This window comes from Acidovorax sp. T1, from assembly GCF_002176815.1.
In the GTDB taxonomy this organism is placed as follows: domain Bacteria; phylum Pseudomonadota; class Gammaproteobacteria; order Burkholderiales; family Burkholderiaceae_C; genus Acidovorax.
The window spans coordinates 2635661-2654185 of the sequence record NZ_CP021648.1 but is presented as its reverse complement, the minus strand read 5'-3'; the positions used below and the strand labels follow the sequence as shown (position 1 = coordinate 2654185).

Here is an 18525-nt window from a genome sequence, read left to right as displayed (position 1 = left end):
CCGGATGGCGGGCGGGCCCAACGCCGCGCCTGGGGCTGAGGGCACCGCATAATCCGGCGTCTGGCCTGCTGGTGTGGCAGGCGGATCGCCCGGAGTGCATGCCTGTGAAAACCGTTTTTGTCCTGAATGGCCCCAACCTGAACCTGCTGGGCACGCGCGAACCCGCCGTGTATGGCGCCCAGACGCTGTTCGATGTAGAGCAGTTGTGCGCTGCAGTGTGCATTCGCCACGGGTTTGCGCTGCGCTTTCACCAAAGCAACCACGAGGGCGCGCTGGTGGACTGGATTCACGAGGCCGGTGCCTTGCACGCCAAGGGCGAACTGGCGGGCGTGGTGCTCAATGCCGGCGCCTACACCCACACCAGCGTGGCGCTGCTCGATGCCATCAAGGGCACGGGCGTTGCGCTGATCGAGCTGCACATCAGCAATGTGCACGCGCGCGAGAGCTTTCGCCACCACTCCTATATTTCTGCCGCCGCCAAAGCCGTGATGTGCGGTTTTGGCGTGAAGGGCTATGGCCTGGCGATTGACGGCTTGGCAGGGCTCCAGGAATGATCGATTTGTCACTTCCACCCGAGGTGCAGCGCCTGGCCGCCCAAGCCGCGCGCCACACCACGCCCTGCGGAGCAGGTGATCTGGTCTGGCATGTCTGGGGCCCGGCCCGGCCGGGCGTGCGCCCGCTGGTGTTGCTGCATGGCGGCAGCGGCAGCTGGACGCATTGGGTGCGCAACCTGGATGCGCTGGTGGCCGCCGGGCGCCAGCTGTGGGTGCCTGATTTGCCTGGCTTTGGTGACTCGGCGGCGCCGCTGTCGGGTGGCGATGCCGATGCGCTGGTGGCCCCCCTGCGCGAGGGGCTGCAACTGCTGCTGGGCAACGCGCCCTGCGATCTGGTGGGGTTCTCCTTTGGTGGCATGACGGCGGGCCTGCTGCTGGCGGCGCACCCCGAATTGGCCGAGCGGCTGGTGCTGGTGGGCGCGCCGGCCATGGGCGTGGTGCCCCACCGGCAGTTCGAGCTGAAAGCCTGGCGCCACCTGACCGACCTGGACGAGCAACTGGCCATCCACCGCTACAACCTGGGCGCGCTGATGCTGCACGACCCGCGCCGCATCGATGGCCTGGCCCTGCAGACGCATGTGGCCAATGTGGTGCGCGACCGCATGCCGCGCCGTCGCCTGGCGCACACCGACATCCTGGCGCGCGCGTTGCCGCAGGTGGCTTGCCCGGTGCACGCCATTTATGGCGAGCACGACGCGCTGTACAAAAGCTGGATCCACCAGCTCGAAGCGGCCTTTGCCGCGGCCGCCCCCGATTTTCGCGGCATGCACCTGGTGCCCAACGCCGGCCACTGGGTGCAGTTCGAGCAGCCCGAGGCGTTTGACGCGGCGCTGCTGGCGGCGCTGGCCTGAGCGCCATGGGCACCATGGCGCGGGGTATTGCATGACCGCCGCGCTGCTGCAGGTGGCCGAAGCCGAGGTGGAGTTCACGGCCATGCGTGCCCAGGGCGCTGGTGGCCAGAATGTCAACAAGGTGTCGAGCGCGGTGCACCTGCGCTTTGATGTGGGCGCCTCGTCGCTGCCCGACGATGTCAAAGAGCGCCTGCTGTGCCTGCGCGACACCCGCATCACGCAAGACGGCGTGGTGGTCATCAAGGCCCAGCAATACCGCAGCCAGGAGCAAAACCGGGCCGACGCACTCGATCGGTTGAATGCGCTGGTGCAATCGGTGGCGCAGCCGCCGCGCACGCGCCGTGCCACCAAGCCCACCTATGGCTCCCGCCAGCGGCGGTTGCAGGCCAAAACCCAGCGCGGCGAAACCAAGGCCTTGCGGGGGAAGGTGCGCGACTGAGAGGCTGAGCGGCCCCGTGGGCGCGCTGTGCGCAGGGTCGGCAGTCGCATTGGTTTGATTTGTAGAACGATCTGTCTTTGAATGGACGGATTGAATCGCTGCCTGATAGCTCTTACATTCGAGGTATTCACTGAAAGCCTGCCATGACCACTTCTGCCCCTGTCACCAGCCATGTCCCCAGCACCACCGTTGTTCCGACACTGTATGTCTCGCACGGCGCGCCCTTGTTTGCGTTGGACGCCGGCGAAACCGGCCCCGCGCTCACCCGCTGGGGCCAGGGCCTGCGTGCGCAGTTTCCGGCGCTGCGCGGAGTGGTCGTCATGTCGCCGCACTGGATGGCCCGCACCCCGCAGGTCATGACCGGCCCGCAACCGGCCACCTGGCACGACTTTGGCGGTTTTCCGCCCGCGCTGTACCAGCTGCAATACCCCGCGCCCGGCGCCCCCGCGCTGGCGCAAGAGGTGCTGGCCCTGCTGCAGGCCGCTGGCGTGGTGGCCCAGGGCGATGCGCAGCGCCCGTTTGACCACGGCGCCTGGGTGCCGCTGATGCACCTGTTCCCCGAGGCCGACCTGCCCGTCGTGCAGGTGGCGCTGCCCGTGGGCGCCGGCCCCGCCGAGGTCTATGCCATGGGCGCCGCACTGCGCGGCCTGCGCAGCCAGGGCGTGCTGGTGCTGGGGTCGGGCAGCATGACGCACAACCTGTCCGAATTTTTTGGCGGGGCGCGCGAGCCCGCGCCCTATGTGCTCGAATTCAGCCGCTGGATCGAATCGGCCCTTGCGCGCGGCGACCTGAAGGCGCTGCTCAACTACCGCAGCCTGGCGCCCCACGCCGAGCGCGCCCACCCCACCGATGACCATTTCCTGCCGCTGTTCTTTGCACTGGGTGCCGCCGGCGACGATTTGCACGCCAACTACCTGAGCCGCGAGGTGATGTACAGCATGCTGGCGATGGATGCTTTTGCATTGCAGCCAGCGGTCTGACCGCGCCGTTGCGCCCCATTTACCAACCAAAACCGCCTCTGGCGCTTGACCATGCTTGATTTACCGCTCACTTTTTTGCAACGCCCAGCTGCTGCTGGCACTCCCCGACCCTGGCTGCTGGTGCTGATGCATGGCGTGGGCAGCAACGAGCAGGATCTGTTTGGCCTGTCTGCGCACATTCCTGACCGCTTTCATGTGCTGAGCCTGCGCGCGCCCAACCGCATGGGGCCGGGCTCGCATGCATGGTTTGATTTCTCGGTCGCGCCCGGTGGCGCCCGCAGCATCAACGAGCCCCAAGAGGCCGCCAGCCGCGCCCTGGTGGCGCAGACGGTGGAGGCGGCCTCGGCCCAGCTGGGCATTCCGCCCGAGCGCATCGTGGTGGGGGGCTTCAGCCAGGGCGGCATCATGGCCTTGTCGCTGCTGTTGACGCGGCCCGAGTTGCTGCATGCCGCCATGGTCTGGCACAGCCGCCTGCTGGCGCAGGTGGTGCCGCTGCAGGCACCGTCCGATGCCTTGCGCGGCAAGAAGCTGTGGCTGAGCCACGGCACGCACGACAACGTGATTCCGCTGGCCAACGCCCAGGCCATTGCGCAGCACATGGCAGCGCTGCCCGTGTCGGTGAGCTACCACGAGTTCCCGGGCGCGCACGAGATCCGCCCGTCCGAGTTGGCCGCCACAGTGGCCTGGCTGGAGTCACTCTCGACCACCCCCGCGCCGTATTGAGGTGTGTCGATATGCTACTTAATTTGTAGCTCCTTGCGCTTGGTGGTAAAGCGCTAGAGCCACATTTGGCTCTAATTTCTTGGCGGTGCAGGATCAATCCGGCTGGGGCAGCCCAGGCCGGAAGAACGCATCCAGCACCGGCATCAGCGCCGGAAACTCCTGTGCAAACCGCGCCCGGTTCACAAAATACGCCTCGCACGCCACCGCGAAAAACTCGGCGGGCGCGGTGGCGCCATAGGCATCCAGCCAAGGCTGCGCGGCGCCAAAGCGCTCGGCCATGATCACGCGTTCGCGAAAATCGGCATAGGCCGGCTCCCAGGCCGCCCACCATGCTTCATGCGCGGCCCGGGCCGTGCGGGTGCCCATGAAGCCTGCTGGCAGGGGCGGGCAGCCGTTGGGGGCGCCACTGCGCATGTCGAGCTTGTGCACAAACTCGTGCACCACCACGTTGTGGCCGCGCGTGGTGTTCTCGGTGGCATTGGCCACATGTTGCCAGCTGAGCATGATGGGGCCGCGCTCCATGGCTTCGCCCAGCAGCACCTCGGTGTGCTCGTGCACCACGCCGGCTTGGTCCACCGTCTGGCGGCGCGCCACGGCCTCGCCCGGATGCACCACGATGCCCACAAAATCGCCATACCAGCCCAGGGCTGCGGCCGCGTCGCCCCAGTGCAGCAGCGGCAGGCAGGCCTGCGCGGCGATGTCGATGGCCATGGCGTCGGTCACCACCAGGCCATGGGCGCCGTGGAACTGCTTGTGGTGCAAAAAGAGGGCGCTGAGCGCGCGCAGCTTGGACTGGTCGTGCAGCGGCAGGGCGGCCAGAAACGGGTAGCGCTGCAGGGTTTGCAGCCAGAGCGTGGCCGAGATAGCCGGCACGGGCGCCACGGTGGCGCGCAGCCGGTGCCAGAGTTTTGTCAGGACATGGGGCATGGGGGCGGGGCCACGCGTTCCAGGCCTGCAGCGGTCAGGCGCAGCACCTCGGCGCGCGGCGGGTGGGCGGCGGCGTCCCAGTCGCTCAGTACCACCCGCTGCAGGCCAGGGGCCAGGGTGTGGCGCGCGGGTTGGTGGGTGTGGCCGTGGATGAGGGTGTGCGCATGGGCGGCATTAAGCCAGGCGATGGCAGTGGGGCCATCCACATCGGCGTAGATGGCGCCCGACTGCTTGCGCGCTTCGCTCGCTTGCCGGATGCCGCGTGCCTGCGCCCGGCGCACGGCCAGGGGCTGCGCCAGAAAGCGCTCTTGCCACGGGGCACTGCGCGCCTGCACGCGAAAGCGCTGGTAGTCCACATCGTCCAGGCACAGCAGGTCGCCATGGCTGAGCACGAATCGCTGGCCACCGAAGACCAGCACTGTCGGGTCCGCCAGGCCGGTGATGCCGCAGTGCGCAAGGAACGCCGGCCCCGCCAGAAAATCGCGGTTGCCGTGCATGAAATACACGGGCAGGCGTTGTGCTGCGGCTTGCAGGGCCGCGCAGCCCTGGGCTTCAAAACTGCCGGGCTCAAACATGGCGTCATCGCCCACCCACACCTCGAACAGGTCGCCCAGGATGAAAAGGGCGTCGGCCGTGGTGGTCTGCAGATAGTGCTGCCAGGCGGCCACGGTGGCGGGCTCGCTGGCCTGCAGGTGCAGGTCCGAAATGAAATCGACCGTGCGCCAGTGCGAAGGAGCGGCAAGCTCCTCGAACCGGGGCACGGTCGTGGTCACGGAGATCGTATTCAGATCAGAGGGCGACGGCCTTTTCGATCACGACGTCTTCCTTGGGCACGTCGTCATGAAAGCCGCTGCGGCCGGTCTTGACGGCCTTGATTTTGTCCACCACGTCGGTGCCGGAAACGACCTTGCCGAACACGGCATAGCCCCAGCCCTGGGCCGATGGCGCGGTGTGGTTCAGAAAGCCGTTGTCGGCCACGTTGATGAAGAACTGCGCGGTGGCCGAGTGCGGGTCGCTGGTGCGGGCCATGGCCACGGTGTAGTTGGCGTTTTTCAGGCCGTTGTTGGCTTCGTTCTGGATGGGGGCATCCGAGTTCTTTTGCTTCATGCCGGGCTCAAAACCGCCGCCTTGCACCATGAAACCGGGAATCACGCGATGAAAGATCGTGTTGTTGTAATGGCCCTTGTTCACATAGGACAAGAAGTTCTCGACCGACTTGGGTGCCTTGTCGGCGTCGAGTTCGAGGGTGATGACGCCGTAGTTGGCGATGTGCAGTTCGACTTGGGGGTTGCTCATGGCGATGCTTCTTTCAGAAAAAAATCACTTCACCAGCGTGGCGGACTGGATGGTGACGGGGGTAATAGGCACGTTCTGGTGGCCGCCCTTGTTGCCGGTGGCCACGGCCTTGATCTTGTCCACCACCTCGGTGCCCTGGATCACCTTGCCGAACACGGCGTAGCCATGGCCGTCCGGCTGGGGGGCGTTGAGCATGGCGTTGTCCTTCACGTTGATGAAGAACTGCGCGGTGGCCGAGTGGGGGTTGCCCGTGCGCGCCATGGCGATGGTGTAGGTGTCGTTCTTGAGGCCGTTGGCCGCTTCCAGCGGAATCGGGGCCCTGGTGGGCTTTTGCACCATGTCGGCCGTGAAGCCGCCGCCCTGGATCATGAAGCCGTCGATCACGCGGTGGAACACCGTGCCGTCGTAGTGCTTGTCTTTCACGTAGGCCAGAAAGTTCTCGACCGTCTTGGGCGCCTTGGCGGGGTTGAGTTGCACCACGATGTCACCCATCGAGGTGGCCAGCTTGACCTTGGGGGCGTCCTGCGCCTGCACCGGAATTGCTACTGAAAGCATAGCTGCAAGCGCAATACCAGTAAGCGCTAGAGTCGATTTTCGTCTGGAAACCATGCAGAACTCCTTGAATGAATCGGGGCCGCGAACCTGGGGGTGTACCGGCGCGGCAATGGGCAAAGTGGCGCTGAAGTTACCACCGGCCCGCCAGATGCGCAGGCGGCATGGCCGCAAAACCCTGCCCGCGGGCGGTGGTGTCAGGGGCGTGAGGCTGCTGGCTTGGCCGCGGCACGGGCAGGCGCGGGCTGGAACAGCTCGCGCAGCTGGGCCTGTTTCAATTGGACGGCGGGGTTGTTGGCCTCCAGCTGCTGCGCCTTGGCGTAGGACTGGTAAGCCAGCCGGGCGTAGATGTCGCCCAGGTTTTCGTGCGCCGCTGCGTACGCAGGGTTGTTGCGCACCGCCATCTCGAGTGCCGTGCGGGCCTTGTCCAGCTGGTTCTGGCTGGCGTAGATCACCGCCAGGTTGTTGTAGGGCTCGGGCAGCTCGGGGTATTCCTGGATGAGCTGGGTGAAGGTGGTGATGGCTGCGTCGGTCTGGCCAACGTCGGTCTGGGCCACGCCGCGCAAAAAGCGCAACTGCGGATCGCGCGGGGCGGCCGTCAGGCGTTGGTCTGCCTTGCCCAGGGCTTCGGCGGCCTTGCCGGACTTGAGCAACTGGGTGATTTCGACGTAGTCGCTGGCGTGGGCCATGCCTGCGCCCAGCCATGCGGTCAGGGCCAGCAGGCGCAAAAGTCGTGGGAGGGTGCGGCAGGCTTGCTTCATGGCGGGTAGGGGAGGGGTGGGCACTGTCCGGCGCCGGGCGGGGCTTATACTTCGGCGGATTGTAGCTGAGGGGGTTGTCATGACGGTGCGCTGTCGCCGCTGGTGATTTCGCTGGGCGCCCGAGGCTGGGCGCATCCCCTCGCGGGGCCCGTCCCTTTCGCTGCAGGGTGAACTGGCTTCACCCGTTCCCCACCAAGTCTCCCGTTACAGAAACCCCATGAGTTTGCGCATCTACAACACGCTGTCGCGTGCATTGGAGGATTTTTCCCCGCTCGAACCTGGCCATGTGCGCATGTATGTGTGCGGCATGACCATTTACGACCTGTGCCACATCGGCCACGCCCGCATGATGATGGCCTTCGATGTGGTGCAGCGCTGGCTCAAAAGCAGCGGCTACCGCGTGACCTATGTGCGCAACATCACCGACATTGATGACAAGATCATCAAGCGGGCGCTGGAGCGCGGCATCACCATCCGCCAGCTCACCGACGAGATGATCGACGCCATGCACCAGGACATCGGCCGGCTGGGCATCGAGCCGCCATCGGTCGAGCCCCGCGCCACCGAATATGTGCCGCAGATGCTCTCGCTCATCGGCCAGCTGGAAGGCAAAGGCCTGGCCTACCGCGCGAGCAACGGCGACGTGAATTACTCGGTGCGCAAGTTTGCGGGCTACGGCAAGCTCTCGGGCAAGTCGCTGGACGAGCTGCGTGCCGGCGAGCGCGTGGCAGTGCAGGATGGCAAGGAAGACCCACTCGACTTTGTGCTCTGGAAATCCGCCAAGGAGGGCGAGCCGCCCGAAGCCAAATGGGACAGCCCTTTTGGCACGGGCCGCCCCGGCTGGCATATCGAATGCTCGGCCATGAGCTGCGCCACGCTGGGCGAAACCTTCGACATCCACGGCGGCGGCGCGGACCTGCAGTTCCCCCACCACGAGAACGAAATCGCCCAGAGCGAAGGCGCCACGGGCAAGCCGCTGGCGAAATTCTGGGTGCACAACGGCTTTGTGCGCGTGGACAACGAGAAGATGAGCAAGTCGCTCGGAAACTTCTTCACCATCCGCGATGTGCTCAAGAGCTACGACGCCGAGACGGTGCGCTTTTTCATCGTGCGCGCCCATTACCGTAGTGCCCTCAATTACAGCGACGCGCACCTTGACGACGCACGCCAGGCCCTCAAGCGGCTGTACACGGCGCTTAGCCTGGTCGCACCGGCCGAGGTGGCCATCAACTGGGCCGAGCCCCATGCCGCCCGCTTCAAGGCGGCCATGGACGAAGACTTTGGCACGCCCGAGGCGATTGCCGTGCTGTTCGACCTGGCCAGCGAGGTCAACAAGACCCGCTCGCCCGAACTGGCGGGCCTGCTCAAGGCGCTGGCGGGCTGCCTGGGGCTGCTGCAGGGCGATCCGAAGGCCTTTTTGCAGGCCGGTGCAGGTTTTTTTGACGAAGCCGACATCCAGGCGCAGATTGCGGCCCGCGCTGCCGCCAAGGCGGGCAAGGATTTTGCAGAGGCTGACCGCATCCGCAATGCCCTGCTGGCCAAGGGCATCGTGCTCAAGGATTCGGCCGCTGGAACGACCTGGGAAGCCGCGCAGTGACAATTTTCAACATGAAATGCGCCTCTAGGGCAGATGGGGCGCGCAGTGGCAGCTTCTAAAAATGTAGCGACCGAGGCGCTCACACCGTCCAGCCCGGCGCTGGCCACGCCCGACTACTGGGCCGAGGCCTGCAAGCACCTGATGAAGAAGGACCGGGTAATGAAGCGCCTGATTCCCCAGTTTGGTGACGCGGCGTTACAAACGCGCGGCGACGCGTTCACCACGCTGGCGCGCAGCATCGTCGGGCAGCAAATTTCGGTGAAGGCGGCGCAAACCGTGTGGGAGCGCTTTGCCGCACTGCCGCGCAGCATGAAGCCGGGCAATGTGCTCAAGCTCAAGATCGACGACATGCGCGCGGCGGGGCTGTCGGCCCGCAAGGTGGACTATCTGGTGGACCTGGCGCTGCACTTCGATGCGGGCAAGCTGCACGTCAAAGATTGGGCGGCCATGGACGATGAGTCCATCATTGCCGAACTGGTGGCCATCCGCGGCATTGGCCGCTGGACGGCTGAGATGTTCCTGATCTTCTATCTGATGCGGCCCAATGTCTTGCCCCTGGACGACGTGGGCCTGATCAACGGCATCAGCAAGAACTATTTTTCGGGCGATCCGGTCAGTCGCAGCGATGCCCGCGAGGTGGCCGAGGCCTGGAAACCCTGGTGCAGCGTGGCGACTTGGTATATTTGGCGATCGCTCGACCCGTTGCCTGTGGCCTATTGAGGTCCGTTTCATCAGGCATGAACCGGTTGCAACACGGGCCTCGCACCAGAGGCACCGCGGGCGCGACCCAAGGAGAAATACGTTGGCGAAAAAGACCTTTCTGGATTTCGAGCAACCCATTGCCGAACTCGAATCCAAAATCGAAGAACTGCGCTACGTGCAGACCGAGAGCGCGGTCGATATCTCGGAAGAAATCGACCAGCTCAGCAAGAAGAGCCAGCAGCTCACCAAGGACATCTACAGTGAGCTGAGCCCCTGGCAGATCACCAAGATTGCCCGCCACCCCGAGCGCCCCTACACGCTCGACTACGTGCGCGACATCTTCACCGACTTTGTTGAGCTGCACGGTGACCGCCACTACGCGGACGATTTGTCCATCGTGGGCGGCCTCGCGCGCTTCAACGGCCACGCCTGCATGGTGCTGGGCCATCAGAAAGGGCGCGACACCAAGGAGCGCGCCATGCGCAACTTCGGCATGAGTAAGCCCGAGGGATACCGCAAGGCCCTGCGCCTCATGAAGACGGCCGAAAAGTTCAAGCTGCCCGTGTTCACCTTTGTGGACACGCCCGGTGCCTACCCTGGTATCGACGCCGAAGAGCGCGGCCAGTCCGAGGCCATTGGCCGCAACATCTTCGAGATGGCGCAGCTCGAAGTGCCCATCATCACCACGATCATTGGCGAAGGTGGCTCTGGCGGTGCGCTGGCCATCAGCGTGGGCGACCAGGTGGTGATGCTGCAGTACGCCATCTACTCGGTGATCAGCCCCGAGGGTTGCGCCTCCATCCTCTGGAAGACCAGCGACAAGGCCCAGGAAGCGGCCGACGCCCTGGGCATCACGGCGCACCGCCTCAAGGCGCTGGGCTTGGTGGACAAGATCGTCAGCGAACCGGTGGGCGGCGCCCACCGCGATCCCAAGCAGATGGCCGCTTTCCTCAAGCGCGCCCTGGGCGACGCGTTCCGCCAGGTGGCCGACCTCAAGACCAAAGACCTGCTGGATCGCCGCTACGACCGTCTGCAAAGCTATGGCCGATTCACGGACACCAAGGCCGACAGCCGCTGAACCCGTGGTGGAGAAGGCCGCAGCCTTCTGCCTGCCCCCGTGCCATGGCCCCGCAAGGGGCCTTTGCATTGGTGCGGGTGCTTTGGTTCCGCCGGTGCAAACGGGCGCGCCATGACGCAGTCGTTCGACGCCGCCATCGCTGCCTTTTCGCCCGCATTGCCCTTGGCGGTGGGGCTGAGCGGTGGTGCCGATTCGACGGCGCTGCTGCTGGCCTGCGCACAAAAATGGCCGGGGCAGGTGCAGGCCATCCATGTGCACCACGGCCTGCAGGCCGCGGCCGACGATTTCGAGCACCATTGCCGCGCATTGTGCGAGCGCTTGCAGGTGCCGCTGACCGTGCTGCGCGTCGATGCACGCCACGCACCGGGCGAAAGCCCCGAAGACGCCGCGCGCCAGGCAAGATACAAGGCTTTTGAGGCTGTAGCGCAAGCCAGTCGAGTGCAGCAAGCTATTGTTTCAATAGCATTGGCGCAGCATGCGGATGACCAGGTCGAGACGCTGTTGCTGGCCTTGTCGCGCGGCGCCGGCGTGGCCGGGCTGGCCGCCATGCCCGCCCATTGGGAGCGCGGCGGCATTGGCTGGCACCGGCCTCTGCTGCGTGTGGCGGGGGGGCAGGTGCGCGACTGGCTGCGCGCCCAGGGACATAGCTGGGTGGAAGACCCCACCAACACCGACGAGCGCTTCACGCGCAACCGCATCCGGGCGCAACTGCTGCCCGCACTGGAGGCCGCGTTCCCGTCGTTCCGGGACACGTTTGCACGGTCATCCGGGCACGCCGCCCAGGCCAATGCTTTGTTGCTGGAGCTGGCGCAACAAGACCTGTTGCAGGTGGGCTCGCCCCCGCAACTGGCGCCCTTGCGAGCGATGAGTCGTGCACGCCAGGCCAACGTGCTGCGCCACTGGCTGCGTGTGGTGCATGCCACCACGCCCACCACGGCGCAGCTCGAGGAGTTGCTGGATCAGCTGGCCGCCTGCAGCACGCGCGGCCATCGCATTCACATCAAGGTGGGACGGGGGTTCGTGGTGCGATCGGGGCTGCAGCTCGATTGGTACAACCCCAAGGGTTTGGTTTAACAACCGCACGAAAAGCGGCGGCGTACCAAAACACTTGTCCAACCCGCGCTGCGGTTCCAGTTTTGTCATGTGGGCGTGGCCAGCAAGATGTTCCGCACCTTCAGTGAAGAGGGCATCAACATCCAGATGATTTCCACCTCCGAAATCAAGACCTCGGTGTTCATCGACGAAAAACACATGGAACTGGCCGTGCGCAGCCAGCGCAAGACCTTCGAACTCGACCAGACCGCCGCTTAAAGCCGCCAGAATTGCCTCTGAAATGAGGCATAATAGACGGATTGGAAACGTGACCGAGTGGCCGAAGGTGCTCCCCTGCTAAGGGAGTATGGGGTGTAGAGCCTCATCGAGGGTTCGAATCCCTCCGTTTCCGCCAAGATAAAGCCTAAGTGATTGATTCACTTAGGCTTTTTTCTTTGGTGGCTTGTTTTTCCATCCAAAACTGAGCCGGTAGGGAAGGCCCCTATCTAGTGCTGTCTGCACTTGATTGCACGGGAAGGGGAGAGGTGGGGCGGAACCCTTCACGCTGAGGATGTGCGGGTTTTGCTTGTTGCATTCATCCGGCGTTCTACATCCTCAATCATGGCTGCTGGGCTGGTTTTCAACACTGTCATGGTCAGGTTTTTCCGGGCATTCCGATAGGAGAATTTACAAATTCATTGTGTTGCCAGGTGTTGCAGCTCGAATTGGTTGGGCGAGCAGTACCCCAGCGTCGAGTGCAGCCGAACGTTGTTGTAGAAGCCCACGATGTAGTCGGCAATGTCGCACTGCGCCTTTGCGTGGTTGGCATGGTCGCGTTGCCAAACGCGCGCTCTATCTTCAGGCTTAGAAAGAAGCGCTCCATCACTGCGTTGTCCCAGCAATTGCCCTTTCGGCTCATGCTGCCAATGCGCCCTGGTTCTTGAACAGCGTTCTGACTATCGCCTGGTTCGGTCAGCTGGGTCGAGTCAGACTCTCATGATCTCAAACTCTCGAACCGCCCGGAGCGGACCCGCATGCCGGGGGGCAGGGGCGCAGCCGACTACGGCTGCCCCCTATGCCGATTTTGGCGGCGCCCGCGAAGGTGCAGCGTGGGCGGTGTGTCATTTACTCGACGGATGCGCTCCAGCGGTCGCCCCAGTTCCGGGCGCGGTCGATGTTGCGTCGGTCGCGTTTGGTGGGGCGTCCTTCTTGCAATGCCGAGGCTGGCTCGGGCGCCAGTCGGCGCTGTTCGGCGGCTTTTTCCCGGGCGGCGATGCTGTCGGCGGTTTCCTCGTACAGCTGCTGGGCCACCGGTGCCGGGCCGCGTGCACCACTCAAGCCCCGTACGAGCACCGTGCGTGCCACCGGGCCCTGGCGCAAGGCCACGGTGTCGCCGCAGCGCAGGTCGCGGGCGGCCTTGGCGGGGTGGCCGTTGACGGTGACGCGGCCCTTGCTGATTTCTTCAGTGGCCAGGCTGCGGGTCTTGTAGAACCGCGCGCACCACAGCCATTTGTCCAGTCGCATCGTATCGGGGGCATTCATGGGGACGATTGTGCCGTGGTGGCGTTGGACAGGTTGGGAGCGGGCGGGTTGAGCGGCAGGTGCACGATGGCGTCCAGCCCCGCCACACGGCCCGCTTCCGTGCGGTTGGTCAGCGCAATGCGGCCGCCGAGCGTCTGCACGATCTCATGGCAGATGGCCAGGCCCAGGCCGCTGCCGGTGCGCACGTCGCCCGCAGAGAAGGGCTGGAAGAGGCGTGCGGCCAATTCGTCGTCGATGCCGCTGCCATGGTCGCTTATGCAGAGCACCGCCTGGTGATCGGCGCAGCGCAGGTTGACCGACAGTTCACTGCCTTGCGGTGCGTGGCGGATTGCGTTGTGCAGCAGATTGCGGGCCAGCTCGCGCAGCATCCATTCGTGGGCAAATACCGTTGCCGGCTCGGTATGGATGCCAAAGTCGAGATCGCGCTGCGCGATCAGGGGTGACAGGTCCAGCGCCACGGCACGCAGGATATCGTCGAACCGTGTCGGTGGCGGCGCGCTTTGCTGGCGCAGCTGCTCGACCTTGGCAAGGGCCAGCATCTGGTTGGCCAGTTGGGTGGCACGGTCCACAGTGTTGCTGATCTCCTGCAGTGCCTGGTGCTGGGGCACATCGCCGCGCAGGGCCGACTGCACCTGCGTCTTGAGCACGGCCAGCGGCGTGCGCAACTGGTGCGAGGTGTCGCGCACAAAGCGTTTTTGGTGGCGCAGCAGATGCTGCAGCCGTTGCATGACCTGGTTGGTGCTGTCGATCAGGGGTTGCAGTTCACGGGGGGCGGAGCTGGCTGCGATCGGACTCAGGTCGCCATCGGGGCGTGCTTGCAGCTGCTGGCTGAGCTGGCGCACCGGGCGCGTGGCGCGTTGCACCACGATGACGACGGTGAGCGCAATCACAGCAATCAGCAGCGCCTGCCGGGCCAGCGTGTTCCACAGGATCTGCAGCGCCAGGGTGTGCCGTATTTCCAGGGTTTCCGCCACCTGAATGACCGCCATGCCGCGGCCATTGGCACTGGCCACGGGTTGCAGCAGCACGGCCACGCGCACGTTCTCGCCGCGGAATTGGTCGTCATAGAAATCCACCAGTGCCGCATAGGGAGGGCGATCCGGAATGCGCCCGTGCCAGGCCGCAAGTTCGGCAAAGCCCGAGACCATTTCGCCCTGCAGGGTGGAGACGCGGTAGAACATGTGGCTCTGGTTGTCGGCCTCGAAGGCCTCCAGGGCAGAGTAGGGTACGACGGCCCGCAGCTGCGCCGCGTCGTCGTAGCCCGATACGTCCAGCTGTTCGCTGATGGTCTTGGCCGACGCCAGCAAGGTGCGGTCGTAGGCGGTGTTCAGCGAGGCCAGGGCCTGGCGGTACAGGCTGAACGTGTTGAAGGCGATGAACGCCACCACCGGCAGCAGGATGCCCATCAGCAGCCGCCGCCGCAGTGACTGGGCGCGCAACGCAGCGGGCCTGGTCACGTATCGGCCCTGAGCAGGTAGCCCAGCCCGCGCAGCGTCATGAGGGTCAGGCCCGTGCCGGCCAGTTTCTTGCGCAGGCGGTACACCACCACTTCGATGGCTTCGTACTGCACGTCCAGCTGGCCGGGGAACACCAGTTCATAGAGGCGCTCCTTGGTCACGGCATGGCCCGGCTGCACCAGCAGGGCATGCATCAGCGCCAGCTCGCGGGGTGTGAGTTCCATCACCTCGCTGTTGTGGTACAGCGCGCCGCTGTCCTTGTCATAGCGGATGGCCCCGATCTGGACGGATTGGCTTGCCGAAGGCGCGGGGTCGGCGCTGCGCCGCAGCAGGGCGCGCAGCCGCGCTTCCAGTTCGTCCAGATCAAACGGCTTGGGCAGGTAGTCATCGGCACCGGCATTGAGGCCCAGCACCCGGTCGCCCACGGTGCCGCGTGCAGTGAGGATCAGCACCGGCGTGCGCAGCCCGCGGGCACGGGCCTGTTGCAGCACCTGCAGGCCGTCCAGGCCGGGCAGGGTGAGGTCGAGCACCACGGCATCTGGCGGACGTGCGACCCACTGGCTGAGCGCCGCCGGGCCGTCGCCCACGGCGGTGATTTCCATGCCCCGGCGCGCCAATGCGCGCTGCAGCGTGAGCTGCATGGTGGGGTCGTCTTCGACGAGAAGCAATTGCATGCGCGGCACCATAGCACCGACCGCGCTGGGCCGTGGCATTGGTGTTTTCCCTGAGTGTGCGGACAGCCGTTTGACAGGCTGCGCGCGCATCATCGGTCAGTTCGCCAACCCTATTAGGAGACATCGATGCGTCGCGACACCTTTCTCAAATCCCTGGCCGCGCTGGCTGCTGCCGGGGCCTTGCCCCCGTCGGCCCATGCCGCCAGCGCCGTCAAGATGATGCTGCCCGCCAACCCCGGCGGCGGGTGGGACTCCACGGGCCGTGCCCTGGGCAAAGCGCTGCTCGAATCGGGGGCGGCATCGTCGGTCACCTACGACAACAAAGGTGGCGCAGCCGGTGCCATTGGCCTGGCGCAGTTCGTCAACTCCAGCAAGGGCGACCCGAACGCCCTGATGGTGATGGGCGCGGTGATGCTGGGCGGCATCATCACCGGCAAGCCGCCGGTGAGCCTGTCGCAAGCCACGCCGATTGCGCGGCTGACCAGTGAGTACAACGTGTTCGTGCTGCCCGCCAATTCGCCCTTCAAGAGCATGGCCGAGGTCGTTGCCCAGCTCAAGAAAGACCCCGGCAGCGTGAAATGGGGTGGCGGCTCGCGCGGCTCCACCGAGCACATTGCCGCGGCGATGATTGCCCGCGAAGTGGGTGTGGACCCGGCCAAGATCAACTACGTGGCGTTCCGCGGAGGTGGCGAGGCGATTGCAGCCATCCTGGGCGGCAACGTGACGATTGGCGGTGGCGGCTACAGCGAGATGGCCGAGTACATCGCCACCAAGAAGATGAGGCCCATTGCCGTGACCTCGGGCCTGCGCCTCAAGAACTCCACGGTGCCCACGCTCAAGGAGCAGGGCATCAACGTGGAGATCGGCAACTGGCGTGGCGTGTATGCCGCGCCCGGCATCACGGCCGAGCAGCGCAAGGCGCTGACGGACATGGTCGCCAAGGCCGTCAAGAGCAAGAGCTGGGCCGAATCGCTGGAGAAAAACGACTGGACCCCGGCCTGGATGGCGGGCGACGAGTTCGCGAATTTTGTGGACAACGAGTTCGCCAGCCTGCGCGCCACGATGGTCAAGGCGGGCATGGTCTGAGCCGTGCCCCTGCGCCGTGATGCCCCTGTGCTGTACAACGGCCCTGGCGGGCGCACGGCGGTTTTGTGCGCATCCACTGCGGTGCGCGCCGTATTGCGCACCTTGGGCGCCCTGTGCCCAAGGGCTTGAGAAAGACCCCGCATGTCTGATCCCACAACCCTTCCTTCTTCCGATCCGGGCGCCGTGCCCGGTGTTGCCAGCAACGTGCCGGCCCTGCGCATGCAGACCGTGGTGGGCGTCGGCGTGCTGCTGACCGCAGCGGCACTGGCGCTGGGTGCCCTGAATATTCCATCGAACGCGGGCTATGGCGGCGTGGGCCCCAATTTCCTGCCCTGGCTGGTGGCGGGCGTGCTGGCGCTGTGCGGCGGCGTGCTGCTGTGGGAGGCACGAACGGGCGGATTTCGCGACATGGAAGAGCCCAATGGTTCCGCGCATGCACACAAGCCGGCCTTTGTGTGGGTGTCGGCTGGTCTGTTGCTCAATGCCGCCCTCATCACTACGGTGGGGTTCATCTTGAGCTGCACGCTGTGCTATGTGCTGGCGGTGCAGGGGCTGCGTCGGGCAGCGGGGCAAGACGCAGGCACCGCGCGCACCTGGGCGGTGGATGGGTTGACGGGTGTGCTGATCTCGGCGCCGGTCTATTGGACTTTCACGCAGTTTCTGGCCATCAACCTGCCAGGGCTTACGCAAACCGGGTGGTTGTGATGGAAATTTTTGATGCATTGATGGCGGGCTTTGCCACCGCCGCCACGCCCGCCAACCTGCTGTGGGCGCTGGTGGGCTGCGCGCTGGGCACCGCCGTGGGCGTGCTGCCCGGCATTGGCCCTGCAGTGGCGGTGGCCATGCTGCTGCCCATCACGGCCAAGGTCGAGGTCACGGCCTCGATGATCTTTTTTGCCGGCATCTACTACGGTGCCATGTACGGCGGCTCCACCACCTCCATCCTGCTCAACACGCCGGGCGAAACCGCCAGCATGGTCACGGCCATGGAGGGCAACAAGATGGCCAAGAGCGGCCGGGCCGGGGCGGCGCTGGCCACGTCGGCCATCGGCTCATTCGTGGCGGGCACCATTGCCACCGTGGTCGTGACCCTGTTTGCCCCGTATGTGGCCGACTTTGCCGTCAAGCTGGGCCCACCGGAATATTTCATGCTGATGGTGCTGGCCTTCACCACCGTGAGCGCGGTGCTGGGCAAGAGCACGGTGCGCGGCATCACGGCGCTGTTCGTGGGGCTGGCGGCCGGTTGCATCGGCATGGACCAGATTTCGGGCGCGGCGCGCTACACCGGCGGCAAGCCCGAGTTGCTGGACGGCATCGACATCGTGCTGGTCGCCGTGGGCCTGTTTGCCGTGGCCGAGGTGCTGTATGCGGCGATGTACGAAGGCCGCGTGGTCGAGTCGCGCAACAGCATGAGCCGCGTGCACATGACCGCGCGTGACTGGAAGCGCTCCCTTCCCGCATGGCTGCGCGGCACGCTGATCGGCACGCCGTTCGGCTGCATTCCGGCGGGTGGCACCGAGATTCCGACCTTTCTGAGCTATGCCACCGAAAAGAAGCTGGCCAAGGAAACCGACAAGGCCGAGTTCGGCACCGTGGGTGCGATCGAAGGCGTGGCCGGGCCCGAGGCCGCCAACAATGCCACCGTGACGGCGGCCATGATTCCGCTGCTCACGCTGGGCATTCCCACCTCCAACACCACGGCGGTGCTGCTGGGCGCGTTCCAGAACTACGGCATCAACCCCGGCCCGCAACTGTTCACCACCTCGGCCACGCTGGTGTGGGCGCTGATTGCCTCGCTGTACATCGGCAACGTGATGCTGCTGGTGCTGAACCTGCCGCTGGTGGGCCTGTGGGTGAAGCTGCTGAAAATCCCCAAGCCCCAGTTGTATGCGGGCATCCTGATTTTTGCCACGGTGGGGGCCTACGGCATGCGCCAGAGCACCTTCGATCTGTTCCTGCTGTATGGCATTGGCATGCTGGGTGTGCTGATGCGGCGCTTTGACTTTCCTACGGCGCCCGTGGTGGTTGGCATGATCCTGGGGCCGTTGGCCGAGGCGCAGATGCGCAATGCCGTGTCGATCGGCGAGGGCAGCTGGCTCATCTTTGTGCAGCGTCCGATGTCGCTCGCGCTGCTCATCATCGTGCTGGCGGTGCTGATCCTGCCGCGTCTTTTCAAGCACCTGGCGCAGCGCAAGCGGGCGCGCCTGCAGCAGCTCGATGCCTGAGCCTGGCGAGTGGATGAGCGGCTATTCCACAACAATTTTCAAGCCAAAT

Annotated in this window: 20 protein-coding genes, 1 tRNA gene and 2 pseudogenes; 14 read left to right on the top strand and 9 right to left on the bottom strand. The window is 65.3% G+C overall.

Annotated elements, in window-relative coordinates:
• The first annotated feature begins 98 nt into the window (after window positions 1-98).
• From aroQ to CCX87_RS12475, 5 genes are all read left to right on the top strand, one after another.
• Window positions 99-554 (top strand): type II 3-dehydroquinate dehydratase, encoded by a 456-nt coding sequence (gene aroQ, locus CCX87_RS12495; RefSeq protein WP_087746660.1) that lies wholly within the window; start codon window positions 99-101, stop codon window positions 552-554.
• Complete coding sequence (locus CCX87_RS12490; RefSeq protein WP_087746658.1) at window positions 551-1405, top strand: alpha/beta fold hydrolase; 855 nt, start codon at window positions 551-553, stop codon at window positions 1403-1405. Before aroQ ends, CCX87_RS12490 begins: the two co-directional genes overlap by 4 nt.
• A 31-nt stretch (window positions 1406-1436) precedes the next feature.
• Window positions 1437-1844, top strand: a complete 408-nt coding sequence (gene arfB, locus CCX87_RS12485; RefSeq protein WP_087746655.1) for an alternative ribosome rescue aminoacyl-tRNA hydrolase ArfB — start codon at window positions 1437-1439, stop codon at window positions 1842-1844.
• 143 nt (window positions 1845-1987) lie between these two features.
• Window positions 1988-2824 (top strand): DODA-type extradiol aromatic ring-opening family dioxygenase, encoded by an 837-nt coding sequence (locus CCX87_RS12480; RefSeq protein WP_087746652.1) that lies wholly within the window; start codon window positions 1988-1990, stop codon window positions 2822-2824.
• A 51-nt stretch (window positions 2825-2875) separates the two neighbouring features.
• Entirely contained in the window at window positions 2876-3547 is a 672-nt protein-coding gene (locus tag CCX87_RS12475; RefSeq protein ID WP_087746649.1) for an alpha/beta hydrolase, read from the top strand.
• A gap of 93 nt (window positions 3548-3640) precedes the next feature.
• On the opposite strand, the gene CCX87_RS12470 is transcribed toward CCX87_RS12475, so the two are convergent.
• From CCX87_RS12470 to CCX87_RS12450, 5 genes are all read right to left on the bottom strand, one after another.
• Complete coding sequence (locus tag CCX87_RS12470; protein WP_087746646.1) at window positions 3641-4474, bottom strand: zinc-dependent peptidase; 834 nt, start codon at window positions 4472-4474, stop codon at window positions 3641-3643.
• On the bottom strand, window positions 4459-5247 hold the full coding sequence (locus CCX87_RS12465; RefSeq protein ID WP_087746645.1) for a UDP-2,3-diacylglucosamine diphosphatase: 789 nt from the start codon (window positions 5245-5247) through the stop codon (window positions 4459-4461). The genes CCX87_RS12470 and CCX87_RS12465 overlap by 16 nt, the downstream gene beginning before the upstream one ends.
• Before the next feature lie 16 nt (window positions 5248-5263).
• Entirely contained in the window at window positions 5264-5770 is a 507-nt protein-coding gene (locus tag CCX87_RS12460; RefSeq protein ID WP_086911921.1) for a peptidylprolyl isomerase, read from the bottom strand.
• Window positions 5771-5794: 24 nt separating this feature from the next.
• Window positions 5795-6379 carry a peptidylprolyl isomerase gene (locus CCX87_RS12455; protein WP_087746643.1) on the bottom strand — a complete coding sequence of 195 codons (585 nt, stop codon included), beginning with the start codon at window positions 6377-6379 and terminating at the stop codon, window positions 5795-5797.
• A 140-nt stretch (window positions 6380-6519) separates the two neighbouring features.
• Window positions 6520-7083: a tetratricopeptide repeat protein gene (locus CCX87_RS12450; protein WP_087746642.1), complete on the bottom strand. Its 564-nt coding sequence runs from the start codon at window positions 7081-7083 to the stop codon at window positions 6520-6522.
• Between the two features lie 217 nt (window positions 7084-7300).
• Here CCX87_RS12450 and cysS point away from each other — a divergent pair, with 217 nt between their 5' ends.
• The 6 genes and pseudogenes from cysS (at window position 7301) to CCX87_RS12420 (ending at window position 11907) form a co-directional block, all read left to right on the top strand.
• Window positions 7301-8680 (top strand): cysteine--tRNA ligase, encoded by a 1380-nt coding sequence (gene cysS, locus CCX87_RS12445; protein ID WP_087746640.1) that lies wholly within the window; start codon window positions 7301-7303, stop codon window positions 8678-8680.
• A gap of 45 nt (window positions 8681-8725) precedes the next feature.
• Window positions 8726-9400, top strand: a complete 675-nt coding sequence (locus CCX87_RS12440; RefSeq protein WP_087748313.1) for a DNA-3-methyladenine glycosylase family protein — start codon at window positions 8726-8728, stop codon at window positions 9398-9400.
• A gap of 82 nt (window positions 9401-9482) precedes the next feature.
• The gene (locus CCX87_RS12435) at window positions 9483-10460 is read left to right on the top strand and encodes an acetyl-CoA carboxylase carboxyltransferase subunit alpha (protein ID WP_087746638.1); all 978 of its coding nucleotides are present in this window, start codon (window positions 9483-9485) and stop codon (window positions 10458-10460) included.
• 111 nt (window positions 10461-10571) lie between these two features.
• Window positions 10572-11534 (top strand): tRNA lysidine(34) synthetase TilS, encoded by a 963-nt coding sequence (gene tilS, locus CCX87_RS12430; RefSeq protein WP_087746636.1) that lies wholly within the window; start codon window positions 10572-10574, stop codon window positions 11532-11534.
• A gap of 66 nt (window positions 11535-11600) precedes the next feature.
• Window positions 11601-11771: pseudogene (locus CCX87_RS12425) on the top strand (ACT domain-containing protein); the annotation flags it as partial.
• Window positions 11772-11814: 43 nt separating this feature from the next.
• Window positions 11815-11907 (top strand) — tRNA-Ser (locus CCX87_RS12420).
• Between the two features lie 280 nt (window positions 11908-12187).
• Here the strand turns inward: CCX87_RS12420 and CCX87_RS12415 are convergent.
• The 4 genes and pseudogenes from CCX87_RS12415 to CCX87_RS12400 all read right to left on the bottom strand — a co-directional run.
• Window positions 12188-12417 (bottom strand): annotated as a pseudogene (locus tag CCX87_RS12415) (integrase core domain-containing protein); the annotation flags it as partial.
• Between the two features lie 200 nt (window positions 12418-12617).
• Window positions 12618-13034 carry an RNA-binding S4 domain-containing protein gene (locus tag CCX87_RS12410; RefSeq protein ID WP_087746634.1) on the bottom strand — a complete coding sequence of 139 codons (417 nt, stop codon included), beginning with the start codon at window positions 13032-13034 and terminating at the stop codon, window positions 12618-12620.
• The gene (locus tag CCX87_RS12405) at window positions 13031-14440 is read right to left on the bottom strand and encodes a sensor histidine kinase (protein ID WP_087748312.1); all 1410 of its coding nucleotides are present in this window, start codon (window positions 14438-14440) and stop codon (window positions 13031-13033) included. Before CCX87_RS12405 ends, CCX87_RS12410 begins: the two co-directional genes overlap by 4 nt.
• Before the next feature lie 47 nt (window positions 14441-14487).
• The gene (locus tag CCX87_RS12400) at window positions 14488-15177 is read right to left on the bottom strand and encodes a response regulator (RefSeq protein WP_087746632.1); all 690 of its coding nucleotides are present in this window, start codon (window positions 15175-15177) and stop codon (window positions 14488-14490) included.
• Window positions 15178-15291: 114 nt separating this feature from the next.
• Between CCX87_RS12400 and CCX87_RS12395 the strand changes: the two genes are divergently transcribed.
• The 3 genes from CCX87_RS12395 to CCX87_RS12385 all read left to right on the top strand — a co-directional run bounded on the left by CCX87_RS12395 (window position 15292) and on the right by CCX87_RS12385 (window position 18476).
• The gene (locus CCX87_RS12395) at window positions 15292-16251 is read left to right on the top strand and encodes a Bug family tripartite tricarboxylate transporter substrate binding protein (protein WP_087746631.1); all 960 of its coding nucleotides are present in this window, start codon (window positions 15292-15294) and stop codon (window positions 16249-16251) included.
• Between the two features lie 141 nt (window positions 16252-16392).
• Complete coding sequence (locus CCX87_RS12390) at window positions 16393-16956, top strand: tripartite tricarboxylate transporter TctB family protein (RefSeq protein WP_087746629.1); 564 nt, start codon at window positions 16393-16395, stop codon at window positions 16954-16956.
• A complete protein-coding gene (locus CCX87_RS12385) occupies window positions 16956-18476 on the top strand; it encodes a tripartite tricarboxylate transporter permease (RefSeq protein ID WP_087746627.1) in 1521 nt (506 codons plus the stop codon). Before CCX87_RS12390 ends, CCX87_RS12385 begins: the two co-directional genes overlap by 1 nt.
• The last annotated feature ends 49 nt before the right edge of the window (window positions 18477-18525 follow it).